Below are 19134 nucleotides of genomic sequence, written 5' to 3' on the forward strand. Positions count from 1 at the left end.
CTGGAGCATATCTTTTATGAGCATTAAAGGCAAATGCGCCATCGTTGGCCTGGGAATGACGGCAATGGGCAAAATCTACGGGCGCAGCGCCAGCGACTTCGCTGTTGAAGCCGTTGAGCTGGCCCTGCAGGATGCCGGCCTGACGAAGGCTGAGGTCGATGGTCTGCTGATCAATGCGAATCTCTCGCGCGAGATGCAGCCCGGGCTACAGACGGCGCTGGGCCTGGAGAATCTGCGCCTGCTCAATGTCATGAGTGCCTATGGAGCCACGGCGGGCACGATGATTCAGTATGCGACAATGGCTATTACCCACGGCCTGGCGAATGTCGTGGTGCTGGTCTTTGCCGACGCGCCTCTCAGGCCGACACGGGGCGCTGGTGCCGCCTACGGGGCTGATCTGCTCTCGTTGCGGGGCATGGAGGGTCTGCAGGCCGCCTACGGTATCTTCGGTCCCATTCCGGGCTACGCCCTGGCCGCGCGGCGCCACATGCATCTCTTTGGCACCACCAGCGAGCAGCTTGGCGCCATCGCCATTGCTCAACGGCGTTGGGCCCAGATGAATCCAGCCGCCCAGATGCGGACCCCTTTGACGATGGAGGACTATCTAGCTTCGCGCTATGTCGTGGAGCCGCTGCGCCTCTACGATTGCTGCCTGGTCTCTAACGGCGGCATTGCCGTGGTGATCACCTCTGCCGAACGCGCTCGCCAGCTGCGTCAGCCGCCGGTTTATATCCTCGGTCTGGGTCAGGCCGCCCCCGGAGGCGATGAGCGCACCGACCGCGAGCCTGGCATCTACACGGGGGCCAGGCAGTCGGGCGAGGCGGCCCTGCATATGGCAGGCATCGAGCTGAAAGATATCGATGTCTGCGAAATCTATGATTGCTACACCTATACGGTGCTGGTGACGCTGGAGGACTACGGCTTCTGCGCTAAAGGCGAGGGTGGGGCTTTCGTGGCCGATGGCAAGCTGGGACCTGGCGGTTCGCTGCCGACCAATACGGGTGGCGGCCAGCTCTCGGCGTACTATATGTGGGGCTTCACGCCGCTCTCAGAGGCCATCATCCAGGCTCGCGGCCAGGCCGGCGAGCGCCAGGTACCCAAACACGATCTGATCCTGGTCAGCGGCAACGGCGGCATCTTGCAGTATCACTCGACGACCATCCTGGGCACACAGCCCGGCTAAGCGGGGTGAGCTTGCAAGCCAGCCAACCCGGGCGATGATGTACAATTGAGGAGGGCATTCAGAGCGGCGAGCGCAGTGCCGTGCTCGTCTGGACGCTTGCCCTCTTCTTTCCTTCTCTCAATGGAGGCCGTCCGTCCGGTTAGCGTTGACCGCTCAGAGCACGCAGCCAGGATGGCGTTCGCTCCGTGTCAGTTGGCGCCCTGCGCTGAACCGAACCGGCGCGGGGCCAGTGAGGACCTCTGCGACGGTCGCAAGAAAGTGGAGACCCGAAGATGGATCTGACCCGCGTCTACGACCCTGAATTGCTGCCTCCCCTGGAGATCTTCCTCTCGCAGCCGCAATTGAATTGGGAGAATCTGCCAGCCTCGCGCGCGCTGCTGCAGGAGGCAATGCAGCAGGTCAAAGCCAGCTTCCCCGATTCGCCCAATATCCTGAAAGAAGACCACCAGGTCCCAGGCCCAGAGGGAGCGCCCGCGGTACCCGTGCGTCTCTACCGTCCCAAGGGCGAGCCAGCCCCTCTGCCCGGCCTGCTCTGGATTCATGGCGGCGGCTACGTGATCGGCAGCATCGAACAAGATGACCTGTTGGCGCAGCACCTGGCCGAGAGCATTGGCTGCCTGGTGGCCTCGGTCGACTATCGCCTGGCCCCCGAGCATCCTTTCCCGGCAGGAGTAGAGGACTGCTACGCGGCCCTGAAATGGCTGGCTACGCACGCCGATGAGCTGGCCGTCGATCGTACGCGCCTGGCCATCGCTGGTGCCAGCGCCGGCGGCGGTCTGACCGCGGCGCTGGCCCTGCTCACGCGCGACCGCGGTGAGGTGCCGCTGGTCTTCCAGCTGCTGATTTATCCGATGCTCGACGATCGCGATGCGACGCACTCGACGGAGCTGTTCGCTGAGGCTCCGATCTGGAACCGCGAGGATAACCGCCGCGGCTGGCGGGCCTATCTGGGCGAGGCAGCCGGTGGTCCCGAGGTTTCGCCCTACGCGGCAGCGGCCCGCGCCCAGGACCTGCGCGGCCTGCCTCCGGCGTTTATGGCCGTTGGCGCAGCCGAGATCTTCCTCGACGAGGATGTTGACTATGCTCTGCGCCTGGCCCACGCCGGCGTCCCCGTCGAGCTGCAGGTCTATCCGCGCGCTTATCACGCCTGGGATGGCATTGCTCCCGCTTCACGCCTGGCCCAGCAGTTTGCCGCTAACCGCGATCGGGTCTTGCGCGAGGCCCTGCATCCGCACAGCCAGGCCCGCGCTCAGGAAGGCTAAGCAGGCAGCGCGCAGCGCTCTTTAGCTGTTGAGCTGGAGCTGGCAGGTGCCATCAGCAGCTACTTCGAGCGTGTAGTCCTCTAGAGATGGCTCGCCAGCGGCCAGCCACTGCTCGCGCAGTTGCAGGATCAGTGACCAGAGAGGATGCGCTCCGTAGACTTCGACGCGCCAGTGTACAGGTCGTGGCCCCTCGGCAGCGGGTACCAGGAGCAGGAGGCTCTCCTGCCAGTGCAGGCCCGTTCCGAGACCTTGCCCGGGCATCGGGTAGAGGCAGCGCTCAACGCCCGGCAGATGGCGCTCCAGCCAGAGGGCAAAGGCCGGCTCGTAGAGCAGCTCATAGCTCTCTAGATCGGTCTCAGCCTCCTCCTGGCGCGGCTGCTCGCGCCAGGAGGCTAGTTCCCGGATGCGGTGGGCCGTGGTGGGTGATGCTGGCTCTTCCTCTCGCAGCTGCATAAAGAAGGCCGGCGTCGGCAGCAGGCAGCCCTCCAGGCGATCGGATGCCACTTTCACCAGACGGAAGAGCGGCGTTGTCAGTGGACGGAGCAGGTCGCCCACGATGATTCCTCGCAGGGCCAGTTGCTCGCGCCAGGCCGGCGGGATGCGTGGATAGCTGCCAGTCGCGATGATGCGATCATAGGGAGCTGCTGGGGCGTAGCCCTGAAGCCCGTCGGCGGTCACCACCTGGACGCGCTCGCCGTAGCCGGCCAGCCGCAGGCGCTCGGCAGCCAGGGCCGTGACCTCCTCATCAATATCGAGCGTCACCACCTGGCCACCGGGGGCCACCAGCTCGGCCAGCAGGGCAGCATTGTAGCCGGTGCCGGTGCCGATCTCCAGCACTCGCATCCCTGGCTGGAGCGCCAGGGCTTCCAGCATGGCGGCCATAATCGATGGCATGCTGGAGGAGGAGATCGGGCGCCCCAGCTCGTCGACCTTGGTCACCAGGGCCTGATCACGGTAGACAAGAGACCGCGCTTCCTGCCTCGTCCAAACGCCCGGCTGCTCTTGCCGACAGTAGAGCGGGACAAAGTGGGCCCGCGAGACCTTGAGGAGCGCGCGGCGCACGGCAGGCGCCAGAGGATAGCCGCGCGACTCCTCAATGCTGTTGACCAGTTCTCGACGCTCCTCATCTTCAGTCGTTGCCGCGATAAGATCATCCACCAGAAAACTCCTTCCATCCGTGTCCGCTACGGGTCTGCTCATTGTAACTGCACTAGCGGCCCCTCGCAGGGAAGGGCCAGGCCCTCCTTGCCGGAGCTGAGGACCTGGGCAATGGTGGCCGCAAAGGGCAGACCCGTCTCCACCTCCAGCCATTCCCACTGCCCACCCGGATTACACTCCAGAAAGATGTAGTCACCTTCGGGGGTCACGATCAGGTCGAGTGCCCCAAAGACGAGGCCCAGCCGCTGTACCAGCGCGACACAGCGCCTGGCCACCGCCTCGGGCAGGCTATAGGGCTGATAGCGCACCTGATAGCAGGCCGCCCGCCAGTCAAGGCGTGCCGCCTCCAGCTCTTGCGAGTCAATACGGACAGCCAGAAGCGCCTGTCCGATGACGGTGGCACGCACCTCGTAGGCTTTCTCGATGAGCGGCTGGAAAAGATGGGCCGTCAGACGTACCTGCTCCAGTTCGGCCAGTCGTTCGCGCCCGACACGACTGGTAAAAATCAGGTGATAGCGATCGCCACCGCCGGGCAGAAAGTTGCCGTGCAGGGTCTTGTAGATCATCTGCTCCTGGCAGACCTCGAAGAAGAAGCTGCGCACGGCACCCGGATCGTTGGTGATGAGCGTTGCCGGCACGCGCAGGCCGACCTCCTGGGCAAGCTTGAGCTGAAGGGGCTTGAAGCTGGCACGCCGCTGGGCGTCCAGGGAGTTGACCCACAGGCAGTCAAGACTGCGCAGCACGCCGCCGAAGCCACGATAGGCTTCATTCTCAAGGAAGAGCTGGATCAACTCGGGAAAGTCCTCACGCACCTGGTAGTGATGGGGACGACGCACATAGATGCTGCGAATGGCCTCCAGATCATAGCGCTTGCCCTGGTAGCAAAAGGAGCCGCTCCAGCTGGCATCGCGCAAGAGGGCGACCAGGGTAACTACCTGGGGAAAGGCCGCCGTATCGAGCACGAGGGCCGCGCAGCCGCAGCGCTGTAAGGCATGTTGGACGCGCCGGGCAGTGCTGTCGCCTGGGTAGCTAAGGATAAGGACGTATGGTTCCATCTAGTCGTCGTACTCCATGTCGAACTCCTCGTTGTGTAAGGGATTAGGCGACGAGGAGTCATGACCGGTCGTGTGATAGAAGGTGATCGATGGCTCGGGCTTCCCCCCTTTGCTGCCTTCCTCTTCCTCGCTCTCACCATCGCCTACGAGGGGAATGTGGCGCTCTTGGGCAAAGAAGAAGGCAAAGGGACCATTGGCCGGCAGGGCCAGCGCTTCAGTGGGAAGGGGCAGCTGTCTGGAAGCTTCAAGTGGGCGTTTCAGCATGCGATGATCAACCTGCCTTTCGCCTCGTTGCCGCTGCGGCACGAGGACACGAATGCCTACGCAGTACCCAGTACCAGTCAGCTCAGCCGGTGCATTCAGCCAGCCAGCCAGCCAGCCAGCCAGCCGACTGCCCCGCTCCGATGGGACAGGGCAAGGATGACCTGGCTCACTCCACAAGGTACCGGGCTGGTCAACTTACTATGTTTCCTGCATTCTATTGTAGCATAACGGCAGGGACGTCCTTTCACAATCGAAGCCTGATATAGAGCCAAATTATGAAGCAAGCACTATTTTCAAGATTGGATAAGAAGTGTGCCAGAAATTCACACTGGACAGGCAGAGAGCTAGGGATGAGGCGTACGCAGGACGACCCGCTCGGGGGAGGTCCATTGACAACAGACAGACCGGAATAGCCAGGAAGATCAGCTTTTGGAAGGGGCCTTCACAAGAGGAGCGAGAGCCAGCTAAGATCAAGGTCACAACCACGCGCAGGCCTGGTTTTCTCTTCGAGACTGTGCACATCACCCGGAGTCCAAGGGCCAGCTCAGAAGAGAGAAAGAGAGATCCACTCGATAGCAATATCAAGTATCAAAGGCACTGAGGATATGGCAGCGATTGAACAGCACTTTCCCTCGGAGCAGCTGAGTCTCCTGGCTGAACTGGAGAGTTGGCGCAAGGAAATCAACCGTCCGACTTACCACATGCACAAATGGTGGGCAACACGGCTGGGATCGGTTTTTCGCGCCATCCTGATCGGTGCTTTGAGTGAAGACGAGCAGGATATCTGGGAGGGCTTTTATCAAGCGCTGCGTTTCCCCGGCAAGGTGATCTTTGATCCTTTCATGGGGGCGGGCACGATCATCGGTGAGGCGCTCAAGCTTGGCTGCTATGCCATCGGGGCCGACATCAATCCCGTCAGCGTTTTCCAGGTGCGCAAAGCTCTTGAGCCAGTCTCTCTTGAGGAACTGCTGGCCGCCTTCGAGCGGGTAGCAGCCAAAGTAGCGCAGCCCATTACGCAGCTCTACCAAACCATTGATCCCGAGAGCAAACTCTCTCTTCCGCTCCTCTACGCCTTCTGGGTCATGAATGTTCCCTGCCCTGCCTGTAGTTCTCAGGTTCATCTCTTCGATACGACGATTTTCGCCAGGCACGCCTACCCGCAGCGCGTTCCTGTTTGCCAATCGATCTGCCTTCACTGTGGAGCGGTCAACGAGATACGCTATGACGCCAGCGTTGTCCGCTGTCGTGGTTGCCACACAAACTATGATCCTCACCGAGGGCCGGCGCGACATAGCCAGGCCACGTGCCCTTCCTGCCAGCACACCTTTGTGATTGTGCAGGCCCTGGCACAAGAAGGTCGCCCTCCAGGTTACCACCTCTACGCCCTGCTGGCCTTGCGTCCCGACGGTAGCAAGGTTTACCTGCCAGCCACCGAGGACGACCGACAAAAGGTAGCGCTTGCAGGGGAACGACTGCGCTCACGCTCAGGCCCCCTTCCAGCCACGCCTATTTTGGCGGGCCACAATACGGACCAGATCCGACGCTATCAGTTCACCTCATGGCGACAGCTCTTCAATGAGCGCCAGCTGTACTGCCTCTCGCTGCTCCTTGAGGCTATTCTGGCAGAGCCTGATGAGGCTTGCCGTGAACTGCTGCTGTTGCTGTTCTCCGGCACCCTTGAATTCAACAACATGCTGTGCTCCTATAAGGGGGAGGGCACAGGAGCGGTGCGCCATCTGTTCTACCATCATATTCTGAAGCCAGAACGGATGGCCCTTGAAAATTCGGTGTGGGGCACGTCGAAAAGCTCAGGTTGCTTCTCGACTCTTTTCCACTCGCGGTTGCTTCCCGCCCTGCGCTACCGCCAGCGCCCCTTCGAGCTGGCGCTGACTGAGGAAAAAGGACGGCTGACAGGGAAAAAGATCTATGGTTTGAGCGCCTCGCCCGTAACCCCTCTTGCTTCCCACTTCACTGAGCTGAGCGAGCAGCGGCGCGCCCTCGTGCTGTGCACCGACTCCGCTCAGGTTCCTTTGCCCGATGGCTCCGTGGATGCCATCATTACCGACCCTCCTTATTTCGACTTCGTCCACTACTCCGAGCTGGCGGATTTCTTCTACGCCTGGCTGCGCCCAGCGCTGCAGGAACGCTATCCCGAGTTCGCTCCCGAGACCACACGCTCGCCATACGAGGTGCAGCAGCGGCAAGCCGAGGCGTTTTCTGCAGCGCTCTGCCGCGTGTTTCGCGAATGTCGGCGCGTGCTCAAAGCAGAGGGTTTGCTCGTCTTTAGCTTTCATCACTCGCGTACGGAGGGCTGGGCTGCCGTCGGCGAGGCCCTCCTGCAAGCCGGTCTGGCTATCGCGGCTGTGCACCCAATCAAGGCCGAGCTGGCTCTGGCAACCCCGAAAAGTCAGACACGCTCTCCCATCAACTACGATGCCATCCTGGTCTGTAAGCATCAGGCCGCCAGGAGAGAGCCGCTCTCTTGCGCAGAGGCCCTGGCCACGGTGGTGCAAGAGACGGTCACGCGCCTGCGCTCCTTGCAGATGGCCGCCGGTCAGCAGCTGCCCGCCCTCTCACGCAACGATTGCTTTGTCCTGGCTCAGGCCCAGGCGCTGCGCCTCGTTTCGCGCTTTCGCTGCCTGCTGAGAACAGCCCCAGCCCCGGCAGAGCCGGAGGTTTCGCTAGAGGTGAGCCTGGCGACTTTCCTTGAGTTGGTGGCCCAAGAGGTCGAGTCAATCTGGCAGCAGGTCAGCGCCAGCGGGCCAGCCACCGCCACGGCCTGCGCGCCTTCTCTTGCCACCACTACCGCAACTCCGCCAGCTGCTGGTCAGTTCCACTCGACCCGCTCTTACCCTCTAGGGACGGGGGCCCAGCCGCAGCCACTTCCCTGGTCTCTCCAGGAGATTTTCGACAGTCTGGACGGTAAAGCGGGAAATTCCTGACCGCGAACTGATATCAAACGGGGTTCTCGTTCGTTCTATATATAGACCCGAAAGGAAGCGGGGGTGGCCGCGAGCAAGCAGATCCACCTCGACGAGCAGCTTGTAGCGCTACCCATTTCCTGTGCAGCCTTCTCCCCATGAGGCTGCACCCGCCCTTTCAGGGATCTCCCGGTAGCAGAAGCTCCTGGGTAATAAGGGGGAGACGAGCTGGCACCCCGTCTTCCCCTTATTCTTTTTCCCTCTGCCTCCTCCTCCTCCTCACGCACCCTCACCCGACCGTGTTCTCTCTGCTCTCCTGGTTTTACTAATTCAAAAGTATTCTTTTTCTATAATGAAAGATCAATTGTGCAAGAAGTATCAGATGCCAGCTCTGCGCGATCTCTTCCTTTTGATAGCGCCGTACGCTATACTCTTTGCAGGACGATGAGCCGCAGCCTTTCTCGATCACTTTCTTAGTCGCGAGAAGAATCGCAGGTTGATTCACTGACTCAGCAGCGAGCGAGCCAGGACAGCGACTCATCAGCCCACAACTCGTGACCCGATCGAACAAAGGAGGCCATGATGCCATTGTGGGGTCTACTGCGTCGCAAGCAGCGTACGCTGTCGGCGCGCGCTCCCCTCTCTCCGGCGCCGGCGCAGTCTGAGTCGCCGCCGGAGCAGGAGCATGCCGTCCGGTTCCAGCGCCGCTATCTAGAAGACGTCCCCTACCTGCTGCCTAAGGATGAGGCAGAGATCGATCGTCTCAACTTTCAGCACTATGCCCTGATGAGCGTTCAGAAGGTCCATATCGTCGCGCCGTTGGAGGGTTCCCCCCAGGCGATTCTAGATGTTGGCTGCGGTACCGGTCTCTGGGCGCGCGAAGTCGGGCATCGCATCCCCAATTGCCGCGTCGTCGGGGTCGATATAGAGCCGCCGGAGCGACTGCCCACCACGCCTATCAATGTGCAGTTTCTCGCTAGTGACGTGCTCAAGGGGCTGCCCTTTGACGACAACTCCTTCGATCTGGTACATCAGCGTCTGCTGATCTCGGCCATCCCTGTGCACTCGTGGCCGGCGGTGGTGCGCGAGCTGGTGCGCGTGACCAGGCCGGGCGGCTGGCTGCAGCTCACCGAGACCGGCGGCTACTACCATCGTCCTGGCCCGCTCTCGCTGCGGGTCAGCGGTCTCCTGGACCGTGCTTTTGAGCGCTGGGGCTTTGATCCCTACATTGCCGAGCATTTGCCAATGTACCTGCAACAGGCCGGGGTGCACGAAGTGGAGACGTATGTCTATAGCGTTGTCTTGGGTGAAGGAGGTGGCCAGGGTGGGCGCCTCCTGCAGAAGGATCTGCTGGCGCTGCTCCATGCTCTGAGTGAGCGCATGGCCTCGCTCATCGCCCGCGAGGAGTGGCAACACATGCTGGAGGCCCTGCCGGCAGAGTGGGCCGCCCATCAGACCGCTTTCCAGTTCCACGTGACGGTAGGGCGCAAGCCGGCAGCTTCTTAGCAACGGCTGCTGCAACTGCGCAGCGCTCTGGTCCAGTGCGAGGGGAAAGAACTGAGAGCACGCACCTGGTCCGTCTCCGCTTGACCCGCTTTCCCCTCTCACCCGGACTTCATGCATCCTGCACAAAACCCCCGTCGCCTTATGCGTTAAATTGGCCATAGCTTCCTCTACTATTTGGCTCTATACTGATCTACAGAGGTCGCAAAGAGGCGCTCTCTGTGCACTTTATATGAAGTTACGCGAAGCGCTTCCCCTCCGGTGGCTCGCGGTAACCAGGGATGGTGCGAGCTGGTGCGTCGCGTCGAGGCTCCTCTCATAGGCGAGGTCGCTGCTTCTGTCCGCTGCCATTCTGGCGGCGTGGCACCTGCAAGGCTGCGGGCCGTGCGCTGCACCGCGTGCGCAGCGCTCTCCGGGCGTATAGGCCATGAGCCAGTCAGCCGGCTAATCCGTCAGGTTGCTTAACCATTGCTCTGACGTGCAGGTCGTGCGCCCGCTGTCGACCCGTTGTATCAGTTGCCTGCAGATGAGGAGGCTCTGTGCATGCTTGAAGAAACGGAAGCAACACCAGTCGCCGCTACCGCTCCCTCCACCACAGCTCAACCGAAACGTCGCTTCAATCTGTTAGTAAACAATCCAGTCCTGGAAGATTATTCGCTGCGCTATGCGCCGCGCTCCTTCCGTAGGTGGGGGACGCTGGCGGTGGCGAGCGCCGCTCTGGGTGGGATCGCTTACCTGGCTGACTTTGCCATCGGAGCTGACATTATCATCGCCCACGGCTTCAGTAACGCGGTGGCTGCTATTTTGCTGGCCGCGGTGGTGATTTTCTTGACGGGCATCCCGATCGCTTATTATTCGGCTCGCTATAACATCGATATGGATCTGCTGACGCGCGGGGCCGGTTTCGGCTATCTTGGCTCGACGCTGACCTCGCTGATCTATGCGAGCTTTACCTTTATCTTTTTCGCCCTGGAAGGCTCGATTATGGCCCAGGCCCTCCATCTGTACACGGGCCTGCCGCTGCCGTGGGCTTACCTGGTGTGCGCGCTGCTGATTATTCCGCTGGTGGTCTTCGGCATGACCTTGCTGGCGAAGTTGCAGACCTGGACGCAGCCGCTGTGGCTGGTGCTCTATGTGTTGCCCTTCCTGGCGATCCTGTGGAAGGACCCCGGCGCTTTTGCGGCCTGGACCCATTTCGGCGGACTCTCCCCAACGGGGGCGAGCCTGGTGCCGCTGGAAGTGGGAGCCGGCGCCGGCGTGGCGCTCTCGTTGATTGCCCAGATCGGGGAGCAGGCCGATTATCTGCGCTTTATGCCCGACAAGACGCGCGAGAATAGTGGTCGCTGGTGGCTGGCCGTGTTGAGCGCTGGCCCGGGCTGGGTGATCCTGGGGGCGCTGAAGCAGCTGGCCGGGGCCTTTCTGGCTTTCTATATCTTCGCCGAGGTGGGGGCTCAGCTGGCCGATCAGCCGATTCAGCAGCTGTTGAAGGGCTTCAGTGTGCTGATCCCTAATCCGTGGCTGGCGCTGACAGTGGCGACCTTCTTCGTGCTGCTCTCTCAGGTGAAGATCAATGTGACGAACGCTTATTCCGGCTCGCTGTCGTGGTCGAATTTCTTTTCGCGGATGCTGCACCGCCATCCGGGGCGCGTGGTCTGGCTCTTTCTCAATGTGGGCATCGCCCTCTTGCTGATGGAGCTGAATATGTTCGCGTTCTTGAATACGATCCTGGGCTTCTATTCGAATGTGGCCATCGCCTGGATTGGGGCCGTGGTGGCGGACCTGGTGATTAACAAGCCGCTGCTGAAGCTGAGTCCTCCCTATATCGAGTTCAAGCGCGCGCACCTGTATACGATTAATCCGGTGGGCTTCGGGTCGACGCTGGTGGCTTCGGTGCTGTCGGTGCTGGCCTTCTTCGGGCTATTCGGGCCGGTGGCGCAGGCGTTCTCGCCGTTCCTGGCCCTGGTGATCGCTTTCGTGCTCTCGCCGCTGCTGGCGGTGCTGACGCGCGGGAAATACTATATCGCGCGCGAGAACGCTGCGGCCCATACGAGTGGTCAAGGGGAGCTGCCGCTGTTGCAGTGCTCGGTCTGCGCCGATGCCTATGAGGCTCCCGATACGACGTTCTGCCCCTATCACGAGGGGACGATCTGTTCGCTGTGCTGCACGTTGGAGAAGAATTGTCACGATCTGTGTAAGGCGACGGCCTAGCTTCGCTATTCCGCGGGAGGGAAAGCAAAGAGCTGGTATGGCGGTCAGTCAGTCATTCGGTCGGTCATCTGGTTGGTCTCTCGGTCGTTGCGTTGGCTGCCAGGTTGACTGGACTGGCTGGCCGTCTGCCAGTGGGTCAGTTTTTGGGGGGCTGGCGTAGCATAGAAGAGAGGTGGGATGTGCTTGCTGTGAGGCCGCGTGGTGAACCGCGCTGAACTGACCTGCCCACTCCTCCCCAATGGCATGCTCCGACCGCATCCCGCCTCTCTTTTTTGTTATTGCTAGACGGGCCAGCTCTGCGCTGTGGTCCTGAGAGTAAGGAAACGAAAGGAGGTGTGCCGATGGCCGCGTTGCTGGGAGAGCCACCGCTAGCGGGGCCGCCTCGCGATGGGCAGCTCCTGGACCGGGACCTGGAGCCGTTGCAGGTCTTGCAGTTGCTGCAGTTGTGCGATAGCGCGCTGCCGGTGGGGGGCAGTGCGCATTCGTTTGGTCTGGAGACCCTGGTGGCTGAGGAGCTGCTGACGGTGGAGACGCTGGAGGAGTTTTTGCGGGCCTATTTGACGGAGGCCGGTCTGCTGGAGGGGGTCTTTTTCGGACGGGGCTGGCGCCTGGCAGTGCTCACCGCTTCAGAGGAGCTATTGCCGCGCTGGCGAGCGCTGAACGCGGAGCTGAGCGCGCTCAAGCTGGCTCGCGAGAGTCGTCAGGCCAGCATCATGATGGGGCGCCGCTTGCTGCATTTGGTGCAGGGCTGGTTCAGCGACGAGCGCCTGACCTCGGTGCAGCAGGTGGCCCTGCGCGAGGATGGGGTCAGTCATTATGCGCTAGCCGCCGGTCTGCTTTGCGGCCTGCTGGGGATCGAGGAACACGTGGCGCTGGCGTCCTTTCTGCATCAGCAGTTAGCGGCTGTGCTGGCGGCCTGTCAGCGCTTGTTACCGCTGGGCCAGCGGCGGGCGATGCTCTTGCTCTGGCAGTTGAAGCCGGCCCTTCTCGCGGTGACAGAGCAGGCGCGGGACTGCCTGGAGCGCGGTGAAGAGCCGTGGCAGTGGACTCCGCTGGTGGAGCTGGGCGGTCTGCGCCATCCGTATTTGGAGACGCGCCTCTTTATTAGCTAGGGGCGTCATCCCGCCTGGCCTGCGCGTGCAGCCGGGTCGGGTCTTGAGCGAGGTGGCGGCTTGAGGAGAGAGGAGCTGGCAGGCACGGCAATGGTCAGGCCAGGAAGGAGCGAGGATCTGGATGCAGGCACTGGGAAGTGAGCCGCGCGAGGAGGCCACTGAGGAGGAAGCGGCAGCAGGCTCTGATGAGCGAGAGCGCCAGGAGCAGCCTGACGCGCGGGGCTATCGTCAGGCTGTGGCTGGCTGGCTGCGGCTGGGTTTTGCTTATGAGGCGTCGACGGGCCGGTCGCGGCTTCTCGTTCAGGAGCAGCGGCCACCGCTGCAGGTGGTGCGCGCTTTCTCGACGGACGAGGGTGGGGCATTGGTCCATGTGCACAATCTCTCGGGCGGTGTCCTGGGCGACGATCGCTGCGAGCTGGTGATCGAGGTCGGGCCTGGGGCCCGGGCAATGCTCACGTCGACGGGGGCGACGCGCCTCTATCGTCCGCGCGCCGCTGATCGTCCGGCTCTGCAGCGCTGGCAGGTGCATGTCGGCGCCGGGGCCTTATTGGAGCATTTGCCCGATGCGCTGATTCCTTTTGCGGGGGCGCGCTACCGCCAGGAGGTACTGATCTCTCTGGCGGAGGATGCCGGCCTGTTCTGGTGGGAGATGGTGGCGCCGGGTCGGGTGGCGCGCGGCGAGTGCTTTGCTTATGAGTGGCTTGAGCTGCTGCTGACAATCACAAGCGCCGGGTGTCCGCTGGCGATCGAGCGTTTCCGCCTGGAGCCGCATGGGCGGTCTCCGTTCTCGCTGGCCCGCCTGGGGCCATATCGCTACTGCGCCAGTCTGTACGTCTGTCGCACGGGCCTGCCACGGCAGCGCTGGGCCGACTTGGAAGCAGAGTTGGCGGGACTGGCCCAGGAGCTGAGCCGGCCCGGCGTTTGTGTCTGGGGTGTGGGCCGCTTGCCGGCGGACGGGCTGATGGTGCGCGGCCTGGCTCAGGAGGGGCTGCCGCTCAGCGCTGGCCTGCCGGAGTTTTGGCGCCTGGCGCGGCTGCGCCTCTATGGGCGGATGCTGCCGCTGCCGCGCAAGATCAATTGATGGCTGGCTGCTCTGTCCTGACGCTACGGTGGGCGGGGGCCTGACTGAGCTTGAGCCGAGCAAGGAGGAAGAAAGGAGGTTTGTCGCGCGATGTATTTGACGCTGCGTGAGCAGGAGAAGCTCTTGATTGTCGTGGCAGCAGAGCTGGCGCGCAAGCGGCGGGCGCGCGGTCTGAAGCTCAACTATCCCGAGGCAGTGGCCTTGTTGGCTGCGGAGATGATGGAGGCGGCGCGCGATGGGCGCAGTGTGGCCGAGATTATGACCTTGGGGACGACGCTGCTGACGCGCGACGATGTCATGGAGGGCGTGCCCGAGATGATCCAGGAGGTGCAGATCGAGGCGACCTTTCCCGATGGCACCAAGCTGGTGACAGTGCACGACCCGATTCGCTAGCCGCGCTAGCTTTGCCTGCCCATCAGAGAAGAAAGGAGGGCCTTGATGGGAGCAGCAGAGGAGCCAGAGACGACCGCCAACCTGGAGGGCCTGGCGCCTGGGGCCTATCTGTTGGCCGAGGGGGAGATTGTGCTCAACGCTGGACGCCGGACGGTGCGCCTGCGGGTGCGTAATCGTGGCGATCGTCCGGTACAGGTTGGCAGCCACTATCACTTTTTCGAGGTCAATCCGGCCTTGCAGTTTGAGCGGGCCGCCGCCTACGGGATGCGTCTCAATATCGCCGCGGGGACGGCGGTGCGCTTCGAGCCGGGCGAGGAGAAAGAGGTGACGCTGGTGGCCTTCGGCGGCAGGCGGGCGATCTATGGTCATCGTGGCCAGGTCAATGGACCGTTGCAGGCGAGGCCGCCGGCGCCGGCGGGGGAGGCCGCCGACGCTGAGAGCAAGAGGCCTGGCGAGGAGGGCACGCTATGAGCTTATCGTTGCCACGTCGTACCTATGCCGATCTCTATGGACCGACGGTCGGCGACCGCGTGCGCCTGGCCGATACGGCCTTGATCATCGAGATCGAGCATGATTACACGGTCTATGGCGATGAGGTGACCTTCGGCGGCGGGAAGGTGATCCGCGATGGGATGGGGCAGAACAGCCAGGTACTGCGCGAGGGGAAGGCTGGCGAGCTGCGGGCCTTGGATCTGGTGATCACCAATGCCATTGTGCTCGACCATTGGGGGATCGTGAAGGGCGATATTGGTATCAGAGATGGGCGCATTGTGAAGGTGGGGAAGGCGGGCAATCCCGATACGATGGAGGGGGTTGATCCCGAGCTGGTGATCGGGGCCAGTACCGAGGTGATCGCCGGCGAGCATCTGATTGTGACGCCGGGCGGCATCGATAGCCATATTCATTTCATTTCGCCGCAGCAGGTCTATGAGGCGCTGGCTAACGGGATTACGACGATGATCGGCGGCGGGACGGGACCGGCGACGGGGACGAATGCGACGACCTGTACGCCCGGGGCCTGGTATCTGGCGCGCATGTTGCAGGCGGCAGAGCATTGGCCGCTGAACTTTGGTTTTCTGGGCAAGGGGAACGCCGCCGCGGAGGAGCCGCTGCTAGAGCAGATTCAGGCTGGAGCCTGTGGGATGAAGCTGCATGAGGATTGGGGCAGTACGCCGGCGGCCATCGATGCCTGTCTGCGGGTGGCTGAGGTCTGCGATGTGCAGGTGGCGATCCATACGGATACGATGAATGAGAGCGGCTTTGTGGAGGAGACCATCGCGGCCATCGCCGGGCGCACTATTCATACGTACCATACGGAAGGGGCCGGCGGCGGTCATGCCCCCGATATTATTCGCGTGGCCGGGCTGCCGCATGTGTTGCCCTCGTCAACGAATCCGACGCGGCCCTATACGGTCAATACGTTGGCTGAGCATCTGGATATGTTGATGGTCTGCCATCATCTCAATCCGCAGGTGCCGGAGGATGTGGCCTTTGCGGAGAGTCGTATCCGCCCGGAGACGATCGCGGCGGAGGATATTCTGCACGATCTGGGCGTGATTAGTATGATGTCGAGCGATTCGCAGGCGATGGGGCGCATCGGTGAGGTGGTCCTGCGCACCTGGCAGACGGCCCATAAGATGAAGGTGCAGCGTGGACCCCTACCCGAGGATTCGGGGCGCAACGATAATGTTCGGGTCAAGCGCTATTTGGCGAAGTATACGATCAATCCGGCGATTACGCACGGGGTGGCGCGGGAGATCGGGTCGATCGAGCCGGGGAAGCTGGCCGATCTGGTGTTGTGGAAGCCGGCCTTTTTCGGGGTGCGGCCCGAGATGGTCATCAAGGGTGGTTTTATCGCCTGGAGTGTGATGGGCGATCCCAACGCTTCGATTCCGACGCCGCAGCCGGCGCTCTATCGTCCGATGTTCGGTTCGTTCGGGGCGGCGGTGGCGGAGACGAGTCTGACCTTTGTGTCGCGGGCAGCCCTGGAGGCGGAGGTACCGCAGCGCCTGGGCCTGCGCAAGCGGGCGGTGGCTGTGGAAGGCTGTCGCGCGGTTGGGAAGCGCGATATGGTGCATAATACGGCGACGCCGCTCATCGAGGTCGACCCTGAAACGTATGAGGTGCGCGCCGATGGGGTGCTGTTGACGTGTGAGCCGGCGCGGGTCTTGCCGCTGGCCCAGCGTTACTTTTTGTTCTGATTGTATTAAGTATTGTTCCATATGTTCCGTTTGTATCTCTACTCTAGTACAAGCGCGGGAGAGGTCAGAATGGCTCTCCTGCCTGAAGGAGGGCGAGGCTATGTCTGAGGTGTATCAGCAGCAGCAGGGGCGGCGAGCTTTTCGGGTAGGCATTGCGGGGCCGGTGGGCAGTGGTAAGACGGCGCTGGTGGATTGTCTGAGTCGGCGTCTGCGCGAGCGCTATAATCTGGCGGTGGTGACGAACGATATTTATACGCGCGAGGATGCGGAGTTTTTGCTGCGGCAGGGGACGTTGCCGGCGGAGCGGGTGCGGGGTGTAGAGACGGGGTGTTGTCCGCATACGGCGATCCGTGATGATGTCTCGATGAACGAGGAGGCGATCGCCGATCTGGAGGCGAGTTTGCCGGGGTTGGAGCTGGTGCTGATTGAGAGTGGTGGGGATAATCTGGCGGCGTCGTTCAGCCCGGATCTGGTGGATGTCTGGATCTATGTGATCGATGTGGCGGAGGGGGAGAAGATGCCGCGTAAGGGGGGGCCGGGGATTTTGCGTTCGGATTTGCTCTTGATTAATAAGATTGATCTGGCGCCGTATGTGGGGGCGTCGCTGGAGGTGATGGAGCGGGATACGCGGCGTCAGCGTGGGGAGCGACCGTTTGTCTTTACCAATTTGCGCAGTGGCGAGGGGCTGGAGGTGGTGGTGAGCTGGCTGGAGGAGCAGCTGGCGCGGGCGTGCGGGTCGCAGATTCAACTTCCTTCGTAACCGTAGCCTTTCTTCTGTCAGCTCGGTTGGTCTGCTGGAACCGGGGCCAGAACAGGGCCGCCTGCGGGTGCCACGGCGTTCCTGTTCTGGCCCTCCTCTGTGTTTGGTACTGGTTACTCCAGGGCTGCCTGTCCACTCGTCTGGCCTTACCACAGTCACAGGCGTGGCGGTGAGCGAGGCGGCGTCGTCACTCTCTTGGCCCTTACGCTTGCTCGTCTGGGGAGATCAGCCATGTCTCAGTGGCTACCTGCGGCAGGGCGGGCGCTAGTTCTTCGGCAGTTGGCTCGTCTGGTACCAGCGCCAGCGCGGCCAGCTCGCGGCGGAAGGGCCAGAGGAGGATCTGCCAGGCCCGCGCCGGCGGCAGCCCTGCCAGGTGGGTCCGCGCCGCCGCAATGGCCTGCCAGACCTCGCGCACATGCTCCATTGCCTCGGCCTGCTCCTCAGCCTGACCCAGGGTCGCGACCGCCTCCTCCAGATGGCGCCAGGTTGCCGGCGACTCGCCCTGTCCAGTAGAGACGGGCACCAGCGTCGGCCCCTGCTCCTGTATGCGCCGCACCAGCTCAAGGCCGGGCGTTGGCTGCCGGCGGATCTTCATCACCAGCTTCCTCCTTTGTGCCTGATGCTTCCTCGCCGGCTGAGCAAGCTGCCTGGACCGGCAGACCCAGACGGCGCAGCTCGCCCTGACACCAGGCGAGCAGCTCGGGCGGACATTGCTCCCAGGGAACGTAGTCCAGCACCGCCAGCCGCGATAGCGCTGGCCCCAGCTCTAGCCGGGCGTGGATCTGCTCCAGATGCGCATAGACCGTGTTGCGGCTCAGTCCCAACTGGTTGGCCACCTGGGTGGTCGTCAGGCCGGCCCGGAGCAAGAGCAGCGCCTGCCAGCGGCGCAGTCCACGCAGCTTGAGCGCCGGCGATGAGCGCCGTTCGGGGAGGGCGGGCGCCTCGGGCAGGCTTGCTGGTTTGCCAGGCAGCGGGGGCAGTCCCTCGGGTGGCAGCAGCACGGGTGGACACTGCTCCCAGGGAACATGCGCGAGTGGATCGCTGTGGCGGGAGAGGCCGAGACGCTGGCGCAGCAAGGAGAGGTGAACGGCGACGGTGTGAGGGGCAAGGCCCAATTGGGCGGCCACGGCCTGGCGGGAGAGGCCGCGGCGCAGCAAGAGGACAATCTGCCACTGGCGCATGGTCAGAGGCCGTCGCCGCCGGTAGTCGGCCCTGGGCCGGCAAGTGAGAGTCATAAGGTGTCTTCCTCCTTCAGCGAGTGAACACAGATAGGAACGAACATCGTCTTGTCGGGATGAGCAAGCAAGCCGTCTATGACGAAGGGAAGAACGAGGGCGGGGAAAGTGACCAGGGAGCCGGGGGGAGAGGTGGAGCGGAAGGAGGGAGCGGCGAAGGAGACAGGTGAGGAGGGGCGAGGGTGAGCAGGTGCTGAACGGTGGTGAGCAGGTCGGAGATGGTGAAGGGTTTGGCCAGGAAGGCGGAGGCGCCGGCCAGGCGGGCCTTGAGGCGGTCGAGGGTGCTGTGACGGCAGCTCAGCATCAGGATGGGCAGGCGAGACAACTGGGGGTAGCGGGTCTGGTGGCGTAGCAGATAGGTGAGCTGGAGACCGGAAAGATGGGGCAGGAGCCAGTCGAGCAGGAGCAGATCGGGCGGGGGTGCTCCGGGGCTGGCCAGCGTCGAGAGGGCGCTGAGGCCGTCGCTGCAGGTCTGGACCTGGTAGCCGGCGCGGCTGAGGGCCACGCGCAGCACGGTGCGGCAGACCGGCGAATCGTCAACCACGAGAATGGTGGGTCCTGGGCGCATGATGTTCATGCCTCCTTTCTGACAGACACTCTTTCCACTTGTAGGCTTCGCTGCTCAGCAGCATGCCTGTTCTCTCTCTCACAGATAAAGTAACCTCTTTTTACACAAGAACATCTTTTCACATAAAGAGAAACATGCTATTCTTTGCCTGACTTCATCCTTGCTCTTGAAGTATAGGTCATCGGGCCGGACGAGCGTGCCCCTTGACGGTGACATCCGTGCAGAATCCC

Annotated in this window: 17 protein-coding genes; 11 read left to right on the plus strand and 6 right to left on the minus strand. The window is 62.6% G+C overall.

The window, feature by feature from the left end:
* Window positions 1-16 precede the first annotated feature (16 nt).
* Together N688_RS15725 and N688_RS15730 are read left to right on the plus strand one after the other, a co-directional pair.
* Entirely contained in the window at window positions 17-1183 is a 1167-nt protein-coding gene (locus N688_RS15725; protein ID WP_052890167.1) for a thiolase family protein, read from the plus strand.
* 272 nt (window positions 1184-1455) lie between these two features.
* The gene (locus N688_RS15730; protein WP_081838907.1) at window positions 1456-2445 is read left to right on the plus strand and encodes an alpha/beta hydrolase; all 990 of its coding nucleotides are present in this window, start codon (window positions 1456-1458) and stop codon (window positions 2443-2445) included.
* A 21-nt stretch (window positions 2446-2466) separates the two neighbouring features.
* On the opposite strand, the gene N688_RS15735 is transcribed toward N688_RS15730, so the two are convergent.
* The 3 genes from N688_RS15735 to N688_RS22930 are packed head-to-tail and all read right to left on the minus strand — an operon-like array spanning window position 2467 to window position 4922.
* On the minus strand, window positions 2467-3603 hold the full coding sequence (locus N688_RS15735) for a methyltransferase domain-containing protein (protein ID WP_052890168.1): 1137 nt from the start codon (window positions 3601-3603) through the stop codon (window positions 2467-2469).
* Window positions 3604-3641: 38 nt separating this feature from the next.
* Entirely contained in the window at window positions 3642-4658 is a 1017-nt protein-coding gene (locus N688_RS22925; RefSeq protein WP_052890169.1) for an MvdC/MvdD family ATP grasp protein, read from the minus strand.
* Complete coding sequence (locus N688_RS22930; protein ID WP_156025458.1) at window positions 4659-4922, minus strand: hypothetical protein; 264 nt, start codon at window positions 4920-4922, stop codon at window positions 4659-4661.
* A gap of 605 nt (window positions 4923-5527) precedes the next feature.
* Between N688_RS22930 and N688_RS15750 the strand changes: the two genes are divergently transcribed.
* From N688_RS15750 to ureG, 9 genes are all read left to right on the plus strand, one after another.
* Window positions 5528-7864, plus strand: coding sequence for a hypothetical protein (locus tag N688_RS15750; protein WP_052890171.1), 2337 nt, complete (start codon window positions 5528-5530; stop codon window positions 7862-7864).
* Between the two features lie 558 nt (window positions 7865-8422).
* Window positions 8423-9349 (plus strand): class I SAM-dependent methyltransferase, encoded by a 927-nt coding sequence (locus N688_RS15755; protein ID WP_081838909.1) that lies wholly within the window; start codon window positions 8423-8425, stop codon window positions 9347-9349.
* A 540-nt stretch (window positions 9350-9889) separates the two neighbouring features.
* Window positions 9890-11554, plus strand: coding sequence for a hypothetical protein (locus N688_RS15760; RefSeq protein ID WP_052890173.1), 1665 nt, complete (start codon window positions 9890-9892; stop codon window positions 11552-11554).
* Window positions 11555-11895: 341 nt separating this feature from the next.
* Window positions 11896-12666 carry an urease accessory protein UreF gene (locus tag N688_RS15765; protein ID WP_052890174.1) on the plus strand — a complete coding sequence of 257 codons (771 nt, stop codon included), beginning with the start codon at window positions 11896-11898 and terminating at the stop codon, window positions 12664-12666.
* Between the two features lie 121 nt (window positions 12667-12787).
* Window positions 12788-13747, plus strand: a complete 960-nt coding sequence (locus tag N688_RS15770) for an urease accessory protein UreD (protein WP_052890175.1) — start codon at window positions 12788-12790, stop codon at window positions 13745-13747.
* A 90-nt stretch (window positions 13748-13837) separates the two neighbouring features.
* Entirely contained in the window at window positions 13838-14140 is a 303-nt protein-coding gene (locus N688_RS15775; protein WP_052890176.1) for an urease subunit gamma, read from the plus strand.
* A gap of 90 nt (window positions 14141-14230) precedes the next feature.
* Complete coding sequence (locus N688_RS15780) at window positions 14231-14611, plus strand: urease subunit beta (protein WP_052891525.1); 381 nt, start codon at window positions 14231-14233, stop codon at window positions 14609-14611.
* Window positions 14608-16341, plus strand: a complete 1734-nt coding sequence (gene ureC / locus N688_RS15785; protein WP_052890177.1) for an urease subunit alpha — start codon at window positions 14608-14610, stop codon at window positions 16339-16341. Before N688_RS15780 ends, ureC begins: the two co-directional genes overlap by 4 nt.
* A 100-nt stretch (window positions 16342-16441) precedes the next feature.
* The gene (ureG, locus tag N688_RS15790) at window positions 16442-17101 is read left to right on the plus strand and encodes an urease accessory protein UreG (RefSeq protein WP_052890178.1); all 660 of its coding nucleotides are present in this window, start codon (window positions 16442-16444) and stop codon (window positions 17099-17101) included.
* Between the two features lie 202 nt (window positions 17102-17303).
* Here the strand turns inward: ureG and N688_RS15795 are convergent, their stop codons facing one another.
* The 3 genes from N688_RS15795 to N688_RS15805 form a co-directional block, all read right to left on the minus strand.
* Entirely contained in the window at window positions 17304-17699 is a 396-nt protein-coding gene (locus N688_RS15795; protein WP_156025460.1) for a hypothetical protein, read from the minus strand.
* Complete coding sequence (locus N688_RS15800) at window positions 17662-18336, minus strand: LuxR C-terminal-related transcriptional regulator (RefSeq protein ID WP_052890180.1); 675 nt, start codon at window positions 18334-18336, stop codon at window positions 17662-17664. Before N688_RS15800 ends, N688_RS15795 begins: the two co-directional genes overlap by 38 nt.
* Before the next feature lie 76 nt (window positions 18337-18412).
* Window positions 18413-18913 (minus strand): response regulator, encoded by a 501-nt coding sequence (locus N688_RS15805; RefSeq protein WP_052890181.1) that lies wholly within the window; start codon window positions 18911-18913, stop codon window positions 18413-18415.
* Window positions 18914-19134 lie beyond the last annotated feature (221 nt).

The organism is Thermogemmatispora carboxidivorans (genome assembly GCF_000702505.1).
In the GTDB taxonomy this organism is placed as follows: Bacteria; Chloroflexota; Ktedonobacteria; order Ktedonobacterales; family Ktedonobacteraceae; genus Thermogemmatispora; species Thermogemmatispora carboxidivorans.

What these genes read in the sequence shown, in the direction of transcription:
- N688_RS15725 (WP_052890167.1), top strand. Translation starts at nt 17, where the DNA reads ATGAGCATTAAAGGCAAATGCGCCATCGTTGGCCTGGGAATGACGGCA.
- N688_RS15730 (WP_081838907.1), top strand. Translation starts at nt 1,456, where the DNA reads ATGGATCTGACCCGCGTCTACGACCCTGAATTGCTGCCTCCCCTGGAG.
- N688_RS22925 (WP_052890169.1), bottom strand. Translation starts at nt 4,658, where the DNA reads ATGGAACCATACGTCCTTATCCTTAGCTACCCAGGCGACAGCACTGCC.
- N688_RS22930 (WP_156025458.1), bottom strand. Translation starts at nt 4,922, where the DNA reads ATGCTGAAACGCCCACTTGAAGCTTCCAGACAGCTGCCCCTTCCCACT.
- N688_RS15750 (WP_052890171.1), top strand. Translation starts at nt 5,528, where the DNA reads ATGGCAGCGATTGAACAGCACTTTCCCTCGGAGCAGCTGAGTCTCCTG.
- N688_RS15755 (WP_081838909.1), top strand. Translation starts at nt 8,423, where the DNA reads ATGATGCCATTGTGGGGTCTACTGCGTCGCAAGCAGCGTACGCTGTCG.
- N688_RS15760 (WP_052890173.1), top strand. Translation starts at nt 9,890, where the DNA reads ATGCTTGAAGAAACGGAAGCAACACCAGTCGCCGCTACCGCTCCCTCC.
- N688_RS15765 (WP_052890174.1), top strand. Translation starts at nt 11,896, where the DNA reads ATGGCCGCGTTGCTGGGAGAGCCACCGCTAGCGGGGCCGCCTCGCGAT.
- N688_RS15770 (WP_052890175.1), top strand. Translation starts at nt 12,788, where the DNA reads ATGCAGGCACTGGGAAGTGAGCCGCGCGAGGAGGCCACTGAGGAGGAA.
- N688_RS15775 (WP_052890176.1), top strand. Translation starts at nt 13,838, where the DNA reads ATGTATTTGACGCTGCGTGAGCAGGAGAAGCTCTTGATTGTCGTGGCA.
- ureC (WP_052890177.1), top strand. Translation starts at nt 14,608, where the DNA reads ATGAGCTTATCGTTGCCACGTCGTACCTATGCCGATCTCTATGGACCG.
- ureG (WP_052890178.1), top strand. Translation starts at nt 16,442, where the DNA reads ATGTCTGAGGTGTATCAGCAGCAGCAGGGGCGGCGAGCTTTTCGGGTA.
- N688_RS15800 (WP_052890180.1), bottom strand. Translation starts at nt 18,336, where the DNA reads ATGACTCTCACTTGCCGGCCCAGGGCCGACTACCGGCGGCGACGGCCT.
- N688_RS15805 (WP_052890181.1), bottom strand. Translation starts at nt 18,913, where the DNA reads ATGAACATCATGCGCCCAGGACCCACCATTCTCGTGGTTGACGATTCG.